Annotated in this window: 15 protein-coding genes; 11 read left to right on the forward strand and 4 right to left on the reverse strand. The window is 70.2% G+C overall.

What is annotated here, in order from left to right; all coding sequences use genetic code 11:
* Positions 1 to 15 precede the first annotated feature (15 nt).
* The 7 genes from ACWDNU_RS35695 (at position 16) to ACWDNU_RS35725 (ending at position 6,730) form a co-directional block, all read left to right on the forward strand.
* Complete coding sequence (locus ACWDNU_RS35695; protein WP_370935883.1) at positions 16 to 492, forward strand: XRE family transcriptional regulator; 477 nt, start codon at positions 16 to 18, stop codon at positions 490 to 492.
* Positions 493 to 495: 3 nt separating this feature from the next.
* Entirely contained in the window at positions 496 to 972 is a 477-nt protein-coding gene (gene thpR / locus ACWDNU_RS35700; protein ID WP_449672121.1) for an RNA 2',3'-cyclic phosphodiesterase, read from the forward strand.
* Positions 973 to 1,136: 164 nt separating this feature from the next.
* Entirely contained in the window at positions 1,137 to 1,406 is a 270-nt protein-coding gene (gene rpsO / locus ACWDNU_RS35705; protein ID WP_037812514.1) for a 30S ribosomal protein S15, read from the forward strand.
* A gap of 237 nt (positions 1,407 to 1,643) precedes the next feature.
* A complete protein-coding gene (locus ACWDNU_RS35710) occupies positions 1,644 to 3,893 on the forward strand; it encodes a polyribonucleotide nucleotidyltransferase (RefSeq protein WP_370935885.1) in 2,250 nt (749 codons plus the stop codon).
* Positions 3,894 to 4,173: 280 nt separating this feature from the next.
* On the forward strand, positions 4,174 to 5,538 hold the full coding sequence (locus tag ACWDNU_RS35715) for a M16 family metallopeptidase (protein ID WP_449672122.1): 1,365 nt from the start codon (positions 4,174 to 4,176) through the stop codon (positions 5,536 to 5,538).
* Positions 5,535 to 6,284 carry a 4-hydroxy-tetrahydrodipicolinate reductase gene (gene dapB, locus ACWDNU_RS35720; protein ID WP_449672123.1) on the forward strand — a complete coding sequence of 250 codons (750 nt, stop codon included), beginning with the start codon at positions 5,535 to 5,537 and terminating at the stop codon, positions 6,282 to 6,284. The genes ACWDNU_RS35715 and dapB overlap by 4 nt, the downstream gene beginning before the upstream one ends.
* Positions 6,281 to 6,730: a tetratricopeptide repeat protein gene (locus tag ACWDNU_RS35725; RefSeq protein ID WP_449672124.1), complete on the forward strand. Its 450-nt coding sequence runs from the start codon at positions 6,281 to 6,283 to the stop codon at positions 6,728 to 6,730. Before dapB ends, ACWDNU_RS35725 begins: the two co-directional genes overlap by 4 nt.
* Positions 6,731 to 6,739: 9 nt before the next feature.
* Here the strand turns inward: ACWDNU_RS35725 and ACWDNU_RS35730 are convergent, their stop codons facing one another.
* Positions 6,740 to 7,255, reverse strand: coding sequence for a hypothetical protein (locus ACWDNU_RS35730; protein WP_370935889.1), 516 nt, complete (start codon positions 7,253 to 7,255; stop codon positions 6,740 to 6,742).
* Between the two features lie 152 nt (positions 7,256 to 7,407).
* On the opposite strand from ACWDNU_RS35730, the gene ACWDNU_RS35735 reads away from it, so the two are divergent.
* Positions 7,408 to 7,884 carry a GtrA family protein gene (locus ACWDNU_RS35735; RefSeq protein ID WP_370935890.1) on the forward strand — a complete coding sequence of 159 codons (477 nt, stop codon included), beginning with the start codon at positions 7,408 to 7,410 and terminating at the stop codon, positions 7,882 to 7,884.
* On the opposite strand, the gene ACWDNU_RS35740 is transcribed toward ACWDNU_RS35735, so the two are convergent.
* The gene (locus tag ACWDNU_RS35740) at positions 7,874 to 8,428 is read right to left on the reverse strand and encodes a GNAT family N-acetyltransferase (RefSeq protein WP_370935891.1); all 555 of its coding nucleotides are present in this window, start codon (positions 8,426 to 8,428) and stop codon (positions 7,874 to 7,876) included. The two genes, ACWDNU_RS35735 and ACWDNU_RS35740, sit on opposite strands and share 11 nt — an antisense overlap.
* Positions 8,429 to 8,478: 50 nt before the next feature.
* Here ACWDNU_RS35740 and ACWDNU_RS35745 point away from each other — a divergent pair, with 50 nt between their 5' ends.
* Positions 8,479 to 9,693, forward strand: coding sequence for a winged helix-turn-helix domain-containing protein (locus ACWDNU_RS35745; protein ID WP_370935892.1), 1,215 nt, complete (start codon positions 8,479 to 8,481; stop codon positions 9,691 to 9,693).
* A 607-nt stretch (positions 9,694 to 10,300) separates the two neighbouring features.
* On the opposite strand, the gene ACWDNU_RS35750 is transcribed toward ACWDNU_RS35745, so the two are convergent.
* A complete protein-coding gene (locus ACWDNU_RS35750) occupies positions 10,301 to 11,176 on the reverse strand; it encodes a DUF4097 family beta strand repeat-containing protein (RefSeq protein ID WP_370935893.1) in 876 nt (291 codons plus the stop codon).
* A gap of 410 nt (positions 11,177 to 11,586) precedes the next feature.
* Positions 11,587 to 12,111 (reverse strand): toxin-antitoxin system HicB family antitoxin, encoded by a 525-nt coding sequence (locus ACWDNU_RS35755; protein WP_370935894.1) that lies wholly within the window; start codon positions 12,109 to 12,111, stop codon positions 11,587 to 11,589.
* Between the two features lie 84 nt (positions 12,112 to 12,195).
* On the opposite strand from ACWDNU_RS35755, the gene thyX reads away from it, so the two are divergent.
* On the forward strand, positions 12,196 to 12,954 hold the full coding sequence (gene thyX / locus ACWDNU_RS35760) for an FAD-dependent thymidylate synthase (RefSeq protein ID WP_370935895.1): 759 nt from the start codon (positions 12,196 to 12,198) through the stop codon (positions 12,952 to 12,954).
* 10 nt (positions 12,955 to 12,964) lie between these two features.
* Entirely contained in the window at positions 12,965 to 13,363 is a 399-nt protein-coding gene (locus tag ACWDNU_RS35765) for an ACT domain-containing protein (RefSeq protein WP_336161104.1), read from the forward strand.
* Positions 13,364 to 13,495 lie beyond the last annotated feature (132 nt).

Here is a 13,495-nt window from a genome sequence, read left to right on the forward strand (position 1 = left end):
GGGGAGCGGAGCTAGGTGGAGGACCACAAGATCGTCCAGCGGAACATCGCGCTGCAGCGGGAGTGGTACGGGGAGCCGCTGGGCGATCGGGTGCGCAGGCTGGTCGTGGCCTTCGACGTGTCGCAGGCGTTCCTGGCCGAGGTGCTGGGGATCAGCGCGCCGATGCTGAGCCAGGTGATGAGCGGGCGGCGGGCGAAGATCGGCAATCCGGTCGTGCTGGCGCGGATGATCATGCTCGAACGCAAGATCCTCGTGCCCGAGGTCGCCGCGGGCGACCGCGACGCGATGCAGGCCGCGCTCGAGGACGTGCGCGATTCGCGGCCCACCGTCGGCCGCGACAACATCCCGGTCAACTCGGACGAGAAGATCCTGCTCGCGGGCATCCGCGACGTCGCCGAGGACGAGAACCTCTTCGAGGCGGCGAAGCTGCTCGACGACGACTACCCGGCGATCGCCGACCTGCTCCGCCGCGCGGGAGCCTCGGGCCAGTAGCCGATGCGGTTGTTCTCCGCGCTGCGCCCGCCCGCTGACGTCGCGGCGGAAATCGACGGCGCGCTCGGCGCCCGGGACCGGCAGCTGCGCTGGTCCGACCCGGCCGGCTGGCACATCACGCTGGCCTTTTACGGCGAGGTCGACCCGGCCGAATGCGGCTCCTTCCTCGACCGGGCGCTGGACGGCCGAAAATCCGTTGACGTCCGGCTCTGGGGTTCGGGAACATTTCCGGGAGTGCTGTGGTTGGGAGTGGCGGGGGAGGACCTGGCCGACCTGGCCGCGGCCGCGGGCTGCGAAGAAGACCGCCCGTACCGGCCGCACCTGACGCTGGCGCGGTGCTCGCGCACGCAGCCGCCCACCGAGTGGACGGAACGGCTCGCGGGCTTCCGCAGCCGCGTCTGGTCCGCGGACCGGGTGGAGCTGATGGGCGGCGGCAGCCCGTACCGCACGCTGCGGACTTGGCCTCTGCGGCGCGGGTGAGGCTGTGCTGCCCAGCTAGCCGTACGCGCCTGAAGCCGCAGTTCAACCGGCTGGTAACCTCAGCAACCGGGTCCGGCTGCAGTCCGTGGCGGCCGCGACCGTCTCACCCGGCCGCGTGGCGCGGTGCGGGCCTCACGGCACTAGATGCACAAGGAGCACCACCAGTGGCGCTGTCCACCGATGAGAAGAAGACGATCCTCGCCGAGTACGGCCTGCACGACTCGGACACCGGATCCCCCGAGGCCCAGGTCGCGCTGCTGACCAAGCGGATCATCGGCCTCACCGAACACCTGAAGACCCACAAGCACGACCACCACTCCCGTCGCGGTCTCCTGCTGCTGGTCGGCCGTCGCCGCCGGCTGCTGAACTACACGGAAAAGGTGGACGTGGCGCGGTACCGGGACCTGATCAAGCGTCTCGGCCTGCGCCGATAGCGTGCTGACGAGGGGGAGCGGCTTCGGCCGCTCCCCCTCGCCGCAAGCACACCCCCCACACGGCGCGAGCGCGCTGGAGGAACGATCTCGCCGGTCCTCGGTAGTGGTTCCCGGGCAACGGACCCGGGGGCTTCGATCGAAGACCGGCCTCACACCTCCTCGAGCGTCCTCGGGCGAACCGGGTCCCACAGTGGGAGACTCTCGCCGTACGAAGGAACCAAAGAGGAGATTGACCATATGACCGACTCCACCGGAGTCACCGTGTTCGAGACCGAAGCCGTTCTGGACAACGGCCGGTTCGGCACCCGCACCGTCCGGTTCGAGACCGGCCGGCTCGCCAAGCAGGCCGCCGGCGCCGTCGTCGCGTACCTGGACGAAGAGACCATGCTGCTGTCGGCGACCACGGCGTCGAAGCACCCGAAGGAGCACTTCGACTTCTTCCCGCTGACCGTGGACGTCGAGGAGCGGATGTACGCCGCCGGCCGCATCCCGGGCGCGTTCTTCCGCCGAGAGGGCCGCCCGTCGACCGACGCGATCCTCACCGCCCGCCTGATCGACCGCCCGCTGCGCCCGTCCTTCGCCGACGGCCTCCGCAACGAGATCCAGGTCGTCATCACCGTCCAGAGCCTCAACCCGGACGACCCGTACGACGTGCTGGCGATCAACGCCGCGTCGGCCTCCACCCAGATCGCCGGCCTGCCGTTCTCCGGCCCGGTCGGCGGCGTGCGCGTCGCGCTGATCGAGGGCCAGTGGGTCGCGTTCCCGACCTGGCCGCAGCTCGAGAAGGCCACCTTCAACATGGTCGTGGCCGGCCGCATCGTCGGCGATGACGTCGCCATCATGATGGTCGAGGCCGAGGGCACCGAGAACACGCTCGACCTGATCGCCGACGGCGGCACCGCGCCGGACGAGGTCACCGTCGCGCAGGGCCTCGAGGCCGCGAAGCCGTTCATCCGCGTGCTGTGCGAGGCGCAGCAGCGCCTGGCCGCCGACGCCGCCAAGCCGACCGGCGACTTCCCGGTGTACCCGGCCTACCAGCCCGACATCTACGAGGCCGTCGCTGCGATCGCGTCCGACGAGCTCGCCAAGGCGCTGCAGATCGCCGGCAAGCAGGAGCGCGACGCCGCGACCGACGAGGTCAAGGCCGCCGTCCTGGAGAAGCTCGGCCTCGGCGAGGGCGAAGCCTTCGAGGGCCGCGACAAGGAGGTCGGCGGTGCGTTCAAGGCGCTGACCAAGAAGATCATGCGCACCCGCGTCCTCACCGAGAAGATCCGGATGGACGGCCGCGGCCTGACCGACATCCGCCAGCTCTCGGCCGAGGTCGCCGTGATCCCGCGGGCGCACGGTTCGGCGCTGTTCGAGCGCGGCGAGACCCAGATCCTGGGCGTCACCACGCTGAACATGCTCCGCATGGAGCAGCAGATCGACTCGCTCTCCCCGGAGACGACGAAGCGCTACCTGCACCACTACAACTTCCCGCCGTTCTCCACCGGCGAGACCGGCCGCGTCGGTTCGCCGAAGCGGCGCGAGATCGGCCACGGCATGCTCGCCGAGCGCGCCCTGGTCCCGGTGCTGCCGAAGCGGGACGAGTTCCCGTACGCGATCCGCCAGGTCTCCGAGGCGCTGGGCTCCAACGGCTCCACCTCGATGGGCTCGGTCTGCGCGTCCACCATGGGCCTGTTCAACGCCGGCGTGCCGCTGAAGGCTCCGGTGGCGGGCATCGCCATGGGCCTGGTGTCCGACGAGGTCGACGGCGAGACCCGCTACGTGGCTCTCACCGACATCCTGGGCGCCGAGGACGCGCTGGGCGACATGGACTTCAAGGTCGCCGGCACCAAGGACATCATCACCGCGCTGCAGCTGGACACCAAGCTCGACGGCATCCCGTCCGAGGTCCTCGCGGCCGCGCTGAAGCAGGCGAAGGACGCTCGCCTCACCATCCTGGAAGTCATCGCCGAGGCGATCGACGGCCCGGACGAGATGAGCCCGTACGCCCCGCGTGTCACGTCGGTGAAGATCCCGGTCGACAAGATCGGCGAGGTCATCGGGCCGAAGGGCAAGATGATCAACTCGATCACCGAGGAGACCGGCGCCGACATCTCGATTGAGGACGACGGCACGATCTACGTGGGCGCGGCCGACGGCCCGTCGGCGGAGGCGGCGATCGGCAAGATCAACGCCATCGCCAACCCGCAGCTGCCGAAGGTCGGCGAGCGCTTCCTGGGCACCGTGGTGAAGACGGCCGCGTTCGGCGCGTTCGTCTCGCTGCTGCCGGGCAAGGACGGCCTCGTGCACATCTCGAAGCTGGGCAACGGCAAGCGGATCGCGAAGGTCGAGGACGTCGTGAACGTCGGCGACAAGATCCGCGTCGAGATCGCCGACATCGACAACCGCGGCAAGATCAGCCTGATCGTGGTCAAGGAAGAGGACGCCGCGAAGCCCGCCGAAGGCGACGCCGCTCCGGCCGAGACCGCCGAAGCCAAGTAACACCCGCAGTTCCATCGAGGGCCTCCTGACCCGCGGCTCGTGAGTGCTTGTCACGGTTCTAACCGCGATCAGCACTCACGACCTCGGCAGGAGGCCCTCTCTGCGCCCCACCCCGGCCCGCGCGCTTCGCCCCCAACTAGACCCCACCGCGGGATCGCGTCGGCGTCTGGAGGGGCAGTGCGCACGGCCTCCGGGCCGGGTGCACTGCCCCTCCAGACGCCGACTTGAAGGCGATCCCGCCGCGACGGCGGAGCCGGCGCAATCAAACAGAGGACCACACTTGGCACGGCAGGTTTCCGGGCACGAGCAGCCCGTCGGCACCACCCGTACGCTCGAGTCCACTTCGGACGGTGCGGTAGTCAAGCGAAGTGTTTTGCCCGGCGGCTTGCGGGTAATCACCGAGCACGTCCCAGCGTCTCGCTCGGCGACGGTCGGACTCTGGGTCGGCGTGGGTTCGCGCGACGAGCCGTTGGCGGTCGCAGGTGCCGCGCATTACCTGGAACACTTGCTGTTCAAGGGAACCGCCAACCGCGACGCCACCCAAATCGCCGAAGAGATCGACGCGGTAGGCGGCGAATTCAACGCCTTCACCGCCAAAGAACACACCTGCTACTACGCCCAAGTCCTGGACGCAGACCTGCCCCTAGCGCTCGATCTCGTCACCGATGTGGTCTTCGAAGCGCAGTGCACGGACCGCGACATGGACATGGAACGCAGCGTCGTCCTCGAAGAGATCGCGATGCGCGACGACGACCCCGAAGACCTGCTGCACGAAACCTTCGTAGGCGCGATCATCGGCGACCATCCGCTGGGCCGTCCGGTGCTGGGCACGGAAAAGTCCATCACCGAAATGTCGCCGTCCGCCCTGCGCGGCTTCTACCGCCGCCGCTACACCCTGCCGCGGATGGTGCTCGCGGTCGCCGGAAACGTCGAGCACGGCCAGGTCCTGCGGCTGGTCAAGCGCGCGCTGAAGGAACGCCTCACCGGCACCGCAACCCCGGTCGCACCCCGATCCGGTCGCGCGCGACTGAAGACCGTGCCGAAGCTGGCCCTGCACCCGGACGACACCGAACAGGCCCACGTGATGCTCGGTTTCCGCGCACTGCCGCGGCACGACGAGCGCCGGTTCACCCTGTCCGTGCTCAACGCCGCGCTCGGCGGCGGCATGAGTTCCCGGCTGTTCCAGGAGATCCGCGAACGCCGGGGCCTCGCGTACCAGGTGTATTCGTCGGTGGCGAGCTACGCCGATCTCGGGCACATGTCGGTGTACGCGGGCTGTCAGCCGGAGCGGCTGGGCCAGGTCGCGGGCGTGATCCGCGAGGTGCTCGACTCGGTCGCCGCGGACGGGCTGTCCGACGCCGAGGTCGCGCGCGCCAAGGGGCAGCTGCGCGGCGGGCTCGTGCTGGGCCTGGAGGACACGTCGTCGCGGATGTCCCGGATCGGCAAGAACGAGCTGAACTACGCCCGGTACCTGGGCGTCGACGACACGATCGCGCGGATCGACGCGGTCACGACCGAAGAGGTGTGTGCGCTCGCTCGCACTCTGCTGCGGCGCCCCGGCGGGGTGTCGTCCGCGGCGGTGGTGGGGCCGTACGCTCACGCCGACGACCTGCCGGACGATCTGCACGAGGTGATCGCGTCATGACCGAGTCCCCGATCCGCGTCGGCGTGCTGGGCGCACGCGGCCGCATGGGCGCCACCGTGGTGAAAGCCGTGGAAGGCGCCGCGGACCAGGAACTGGTGGCCGCGCTGGACGCGGGCGACGATTTCGCCCCGCTGGAAAGCGCCCAGGTGGTCGTGGACTTCACGCATCCGGACGCGGTGATGGACAACCTGCGCTGGCTGATCGCGCACGACCTGCACGCGGTCGTCGGCACCACCGGCTTCAGCGAGGAGCGGCTCACCGAACTGCGCGGGCTGCTGGCGGACAAGCCGCAGCTGGGCGTGCTGATCGCGCCGAACTTCGCGCTGGGCGCGGTGCTGGCGATGCGGTTCGCGGCGCAGGCGGCGAAGTTCTACACCTCGGCCGAGATCATCGAACTGCACCACAACCGCAAGGCCGACGCCCCGTCCGGCACCGCCGCGCACACCGCGCGGATGATCGCCTCCGCACGAGCCGAAGCCGGGGTCACGCCGGGCCCGGACGCCACCACGTCCGAAGTGGACGGTGCCCGCGGCGCCTCCGTCGAGGACGTCCACGTGCACTCGGTCCGGCTGCCGGGGTTGGTGGCGCACGAGGAAATCCTGTTCGGCGGCGAGGGCGAAACCCTGACCATCCGGCACGATTCGCTGGACCGCACGTCGTTCATGCCGGGCGTGCTGCTCGGCGTGCGCTCGGTGGTGTCGCGGCCCGGCCTGACGGTCGGCCTGGAGAACGTGCTCGACCTGTGAAAGCCCGCAATGTCGCGCTGCTGATGACGGCGGCGCTGGTGGTGTACCTGGTCCTGCTGGCGGACCGGGCCGTGGCGCTGCTCGCGACCGGGACGCCCGCCGGGATCGCGCTCGGCATCGGCGTGTTCCTGCTGCCGCTGCTGGGCGTGTGGATCGTCGTCGTGACCTGGCGGTCCGGCATGCAGATCCAGCGGCTGTCGCGGCAGCTGGACGCCGAGGGCGGCCTGCCGGACGTGTCAGGCCTGCCGCGCCGCCCGTCCGGCCGCGTGGACCGCGACGCCGCGGACGCGTGGTTCGACGCGCGCCGCGCGGAAGTCGAGGCGAGCCAAGAGGATTGGCGGGCCTGGTACCGGCTGGCGTACGCGTACGACATCGCGGGCGACCGGCGTCGGGCTCGGGCGACCATGCGCAAGGCGATCGAGCTGGAAGCCGCGGAGCGCAAGTAGCGCCTCGGGTTACTGCAGCCAACCGGCGAACAGCGCGGGCGAAGCCGCCAGCAAGCTGAACCGCACCCACCGCCCCGCGAGCCCCGCCGCGAGGAACGTCGACAGCCGCATCCGGACCATCCCGGCGAGCACGCTCGTGGCCATGAACGGCGGCAGCCCGACGAGCGAGCTGATCCCGTAGGTGCCGGTCATCCAGTGCGGATGGCGCTGGCACCGCTCGCGCAGCGCTTCGACCTTGCTGCGGATCACCTTGGTGCGCAGCTGCCACCGGACCCGTCGCGGAGTCAGCGGCCGTTCGCGGTGCAGCCGGTCGTGCAGGAACTTCGGCAGCCGGATCGAGCCGCGGGCGGCCAGGTAGTACAGCAGTTTCCCGGCGATCTGCCCGACCGCGACCGCGCCGCCCAGCCACAGCCAGTGCACGCTGTGCTGGCTCGCGCACAGGCCGATGACGAAGAGCTCGGCGTTGATCAGCGGCACGATCGCCGAGCCGAAGGCGACGCCCAGAGTCAGGAACACCCATCCCATAGCGTCACCCCTTTCGTGGCTCGGCTCACTCCAAGCTATCAGCCATCACGAAAAGATCACGGGGGCTAACCCCACTCTTTCCCCTGGCGCCAACCCCAGAAGATCACCTGGCCGACCGGTCTCGGACACCTTCCGCTGCCAGGATCGGACCCGTGCCTGAGGTGCCGATCGCCGACCGTTTCGCCCGACTGTGCGAGGCGGTCGTCCGCATCCTGCCGTTCGGATTGTCCCGGATCGTCGCGCCGAGCTTCCTCGGTTTCGCGGTGATCAACGGCTTCACGTTCGGCGTCGACCTGTTGCTGCTGACGCTGTTCCACGGCGGGCTCAAGTGGCCGGTGTGGCTGTCGATCAGCGTCGCGTACGTGGTCGCGTTCGGGCTGAGTTTCGTGCTGAACCGCGCGCTGAACTTCCGTTCGCACGCACCGGTGGGCCGCCAGGCGGTGCTGTACGTGGTGGCGATCGCGGTGAACTACGCGGCGTTCCTGCTCGGCCTGGGCGCCGGATTGACGGCGCTGGGCGTGGAATACCACCTGTCGCGGCTGATCGCCGGGGCGTGCGAGGGCGTGTTCATGTACTCGGTGATGCGCTGGGTGGTTTTCGCGAAGCGCGAAGAGCCGGTCAGTGTGTGAGTTCTAGTTCCAGCGTGCCGGTGAGCCGGACTTCGCGCAGCGTTCCGCGGCCGGTGTCGAGGGTGCGGACGGTCCCGTCGGGGGACCAGCCGGCGCGACGGTAGAAGCCAAGCGTCGCGTGGTCGGACTGCGCGACCCAGGTGATGCCGCGGTTCAGGCCGTTCGCGCGCAGATCGGCGGCGGCGGTCGCGAGCAGTCGCCCGGCGTGCCCGCGACGGCCCCAGCGCGGTTCGACCACCAGCGACGCGATCAGCCCGGGCGCGTCGTCGGCAGGGGATCCGTCGGCCGCGGCGGCTTCGTCCTGCGGGGCCGGCCCCGCGACGCAGTAGCCGACCGTGAACGAGCCCTCGGTGGCCAGGTAGACGCGGGAATCGGGGTACTCGATCGTCTCCGCCCAGGTGCCTTCGAGATCGGCCTTCTCGAACTCGTCGATGGCCTCGGCGCCCAGGAGGTCGGCGTAGGCCGCCCGCCAGGTCAGCCGCTGGATGCGGGCGATCTCCGCGGCGTCGGACGGATTCGCGGGACGGACTTCGGCGGCACTCACGCGGGCAATGTACCGAAACTGTCGGGGGTGGCTGGCACCATGGCGGAATCATGCAGACGATCAGCCTTTCCGCAGCCCGCCGCACCGCTCTGGCCGCGCAGGGGTTCGCCGACCCCCGGCCCGCTTCGCCCCCGACCCGGCGGCACCTCGCCAAGGTGCTGTCGCGGGTCCAGCTGCTGCAGCTGGACTCGGTCAACGTCGCCGTGCGCGCGCACTACATGCCGCTGTTCTCGCGCCTGGGCGGATACGACCCGGCGCTGGTCGACGACGCCGCGTGGAGCCACCGCGCGAAACGGCCGCGGCTGCTGGTCGAGTCGTGGGCGCACGAGGCGAGCCTGCTGCCGATCGAGGACTGGCCGCTGCTGAAGTCCGGCGCGAAACGGGACGGCTGGTGGCGCAACTACACGCGGGTGGTCGACACGGTGCCCGGCCTGCTCGACGACGTGCTGGCGGTCGTCAAGGAACAGGGCCCGATCGGAGCCGGGGCGATCGAAAAGGCGCTGGAAACCGAAGCGGTCCGGCGCGGGCCGGGGGCGTGGTGGGAACGCTCGGTGGTGAAGAAGGCCTGCGAGTACCTGTTCGGCGTCGGCCAGCTGAGCACCGGCACCCGGCGGTCGTTCGAGCGGCTGTACGACCTGACGGAGCGAGTGGTGCCGCCGGAGATCTTGTCCCGCAAGGTTTCCGCGGAGGAAGGCGCCCGCGGCCTGATCGACCGTTCGGCGCGGGCTCTGGGCGTGGCAACGGAAACCGACCTGCGCGACTACTACCGCCTCGGCCCGGATGTCTCAAGGAAAGCCGTCCAGGAACTGGTCGAAGAAGGGGTCCTGGAGCCAGTCCAGGTGGACGACTGGCGCGCGGTCGCCTACCGGCACGTCGACGCGCGCACGCCGCGGGCAGTGTCCGGACGGGCTTTGCTGTGCCCGTTCGACCCGCTGATCTGGGAACGCGCGCGGACGGAGCGGCTGTTCGGATTCCGGTACCGCATCGAGATTTACGTGCCGGAACCCAAGCGGGTGCACGGGTATTACGTGTTCCCGTTCCTGCTTGACGGTGCGCTTTCGGGACGCGTGGACCTGAAATCCGACCGGGCGGCCGGGGTCCTGCGGGTGCAGGGCGCGTTCGCCGAGCCAGGTGTCGACCAGGCGCGGGTGGCGGCGGAACTGGCCGGGGAACTGCGAACGATGGCGGAATGGCAAGGGCTGGACGGTGTCGTGGTGGGGGAGCGGGGTGATCTGGCCCGGGCGTTGCGGCGCGCGGTGAAGTGAGGGGAGACGGGTGAGCTGAGGGCCTGGCGGGGAGGAGCGCTGGCGGCTCGGTGCGGCCCGGCCTGGGAAGTGCGTTCGGGTTGGCTGGGGAAGGTTTGCGGACAGTGGCTGGGTAGTGCGTTCGGGTTGGGCGGGGAAGGTTTGCGGACAGTGGCTGCGTAGTGCGTTCGGGTTGGCTGGGGAAGGCTCGCGGACAGCGGCCGGGAGCGCGTTCGGCAGGACGACTCGGAGACAGTTCCGGGCCATCGCCCGCAGCTCAGCTCGGCCGGACGGCGATCGGCAGGCCGAGCACCTGCGAGCCTTGTGCTCGCAAGGGAATTCCGGCTGCCTCAGCTCGAACTGGCAGCCGAGTCCCGCGTTCGGCTCGGCCGCGGCGGGAAGGCCTTGGCGTGCCAGGAAATACTCGCACTAACGAAAACCCTCCGCCCTCGCGCTTCCGATCGGAGGCCTTGGCGGACAAGGCATTCCCCCGACAGCACGAAGCGGCGGGCCACCCGGAATGTCTCCGGTGCGGCCCGCCGCCTCCCCCTTGCATCCGTCTGCTCGGCGCACCCGGGGTGTGAGGTATCGGGTGTGTCGGCCAGAAGCAGACGGGATGTTCTCGCCGTCAGCCGGCCGCGCGAGTCACCACCGCGTTGCCCGTTCCGGTGCGGGCTCGGACTTTCAGCGCGACCGCGCCCTCCGGCGGCGTGTCCGAGACGTCCAGCTCGCTCGAAACCCGCCCGGCCGCCGAGGCCAGTTCCACTTCCGCCCGGACGCCGCCCCGGATGCCGACTCGCACCTCTCCCGAGCCGGTGATCAGTTCGAGCGATCCGGACGCCGCGTCGGCCACCGAGAGGTCGCCGCTGCCGGTGCGGGCCATCACGTCGCCTTCGACCGCGCCCAGCCAGACGTTTCCGGTGCCGGTGCCGAGCGTCGCCGGTCCGGCGATCGACGCCGCTTCGACCGAGCCGCTTCCGCTCCGCAGTTGCAACCCGGCCAGGGTCGGGCCGAGTTTCACGGCTCCGGTTCCGGTCCGGATGGTGGCCGCGCCGTCCGCGCGTTCCAGCGACACTTCGCCGGACCCGGTGAGGATGTCCGCGCGGCCCGCGGCGCCGGTCACCTTGACGTCCGCCGATCCCGCGCGCACCTCGAGATGCGACCCGGCCGGTGCGTGGACGGTCACCGACACCGGCACATTCCGCAGCTGCCACGCCTTCGCGGCCCGCACGACGACCCGGTTGCCGGTCTTTTCGATCCGCGCCTGCCGCACCGCGTCGGCGACCGAGAACTCCGGCAGGCCGCCGAGCTGGTCCCCGAACTTCTCGCCGACCCACGACAGCAGGCTGCTGACGCCGTTCACCCACGACGGCTGCTCGCCCGCGTCGTGCTGCAGCCGCACGGTCACCCCGGACTCCCGCCCGAGCACGACCTCGACCCGCCCGATCGTGACGCCCAGGTCCAGCTCGACCGGACCGTCCGCCTCGAAGTCCTGCAGCCGCACGTACGGACCCGGTTCCGCGGAATCCGAGCCGCCGCCTTCCGGAGCGGACTCAGAGCTGGCAGACGCAGCCCCCGCCTCGTGCGAAGCGGTTCCAGCAGCCTCGGAAACAGACTCGGACCCGCTGCCCGCATCGCTCGCCGAGGCTTCCCCCGCCGCAGTTCCCGCGGACTCCGGCCCCGCAGAGGTTCCGCCTGCCGCGGTCTCCGCCGCAGCCCCGGTCCCGCTCGCCGCGGACTCGGCTCCGCCCGCAGCCTCAGCAGAGGTTCCGCCTGCCGAAGTCGCGTCTGCCGCCGCCCCAGCATCGCCCCCGACGCCGGACCCGGCCGCGCTCCCGAACCCGGGTTCCCCAACCCGGCCTTCGGTGTTCTTCCCCTGGTCTTCCCGGTTCTCGCCCATGGTGATGCCCCCTTCTAGCCTTCGACCCAGCCGTGCAGCTTGGTCTCGGTGCGGCCCCCGCCGCTGCCGCTGTCCTGCCAGCGCTGGTGCCGTTGCTGGTGCTGCTGCGCCTGGCCGAGCGCCCCCTGCACGGCCTGCGCCACGAACGTGTTCAGCGAAACTCCCTGCGCGGCCGCCGCCTGTTCGGCCTGGCCCTTGATCTGCTCGACCAGCCGCAGGGTGATCCGCGAGATGTCGCCGCCGTCGATGGGAGGCGCGGGAGGAGGCGGCGGGGGAGGCGCGGAAGAAGAACGCTCCTCGCCGCCGGTCACGACCACGCGCACGTCCCGGCCGTTCAGGCGGACGTCCACGACCTGGCCCGGCAGGGCGGCGGTCACCTCGGCCGCGAGGTCGGCCAGCGCGTTCATCAGCGTGAGCCGGACGGCCGGCTCCAGAGCAGACGACAGCAGTGCGGCCGCCCGCCGGGTCTGCTCGTCCCCGGCGGAGGCCGTGTTCGCGAGGTCTTCGCGAAGGTTCGCGATATACGGCGTCAAGTCCATGACACCACTATGGCGTCACCAATGACGTCACGTCAAGGCGCGGTGATGTCACGGGTGCCGCCGGGTTAGGCTGGCGGAGCCGACATGAGGGGAGCGAGACCGGTGCCGCCCAAGGTGCAGCTGATCGCGAAAACCGAGTTCTTCCCGCCCGAGGACGTGCCCTGGTCCACCGACGCCGACGGAGGCGAAGCGCTCGCCGAGTTCGCCGGCCGCGCCTGCTACCAGTCCTGGGAGAAGCCGAATCCGGCGACCGCGACCAACGCCGGCTACCTCGAGCACGTCATCGACGTCGGCCACCTGGCCGTGCTGGAGCACGGGTCGGTCACCTTCTACCTGTCCGGGATCTCCCGCTCGCTCACCCACGAGCTGATCCGGCACCGGCATTTCTCCTACTCGCAGCTGTCGCGGCGCTACGTCCCGGAGAGCGACGCCGAGTTCGTCGAGCCGGACGTCATCGCGCAAGACCCGGTGCTGCACGAGAAATTCGTCAAGGCCACCCAGGCCAGCGCCGCCGCATACGACGAGTTGCTCGCCGGGCTGGAGGAGAAGTTCGCGGACACGCCGAGCGCCACGCTGCGCCGCAAGCAGGCGCGCCAGGCGGCCCGCGCCGTGTTGCCGAACGCCACCGAAACCCGCATCGTCGTCACCGGGAATTACCGCGCCTGGCGGCATTTCATCGCGATGCGCGCCACCGAACACGCGGACGTCGAGATCCGTTCGCTGGCCATCGAATGCCTGCGGCAGCTGCACAAGGCGGCGGCCAACGTGTTCGCCGATTTCACGATTTCGACCCTGCCCGACGGCACCGAGATCGCCTCGAGCCCGAAAGTGCTGGAAGGCTGACAACGCACTGATGAAACACCTGACGATCGACCTCCGCCCCGGCCCCTACTCGGTCGTGCGGCTGCCCGCCGACGCCGCGGTCCCCGCAGAGCTGCTGGAGCCCGGCGAGCCCGCGCTCGTGTCGGTGACCCGCACGCCCGACGAGCTGTCGGTGATCTGCCCGACCGGCCGTGAACCCGAGGGCGGCACCGTCGAGGACGGCTGGCGGCTGTTCACCGTCCGCGGGCCGCTGGAATTCACCCTCACCGGCATCATTTCCGCGCTCGCGTCGGAGCTGGCGGCGGCGGGCGTCGCGCTGTTCTCGCTGTCCACCTTCGACACCGACCACATCCTGGTGCGCTCGGACGACCTCGACCGCGCCGTGGCTGCCTTCCGCGAAGCCGGCCACGAAGTGCTCCTGCCCGCCTGACCAAAGTCCGTGAAGGACTGGGGTTTGTGGTCGTGAGGGGAACCCTGAGGGAGTGGCAATTAAGAAGTGGTTGTACACCCACCCCAAAAACCAAATTTTAAAAACTACAAAAAAAAAAAAATATATAAATAA

The sequence above is a fragment of the Amycolatopsis sp. NPDC003676 genome, from assembly GCF_053587275.1.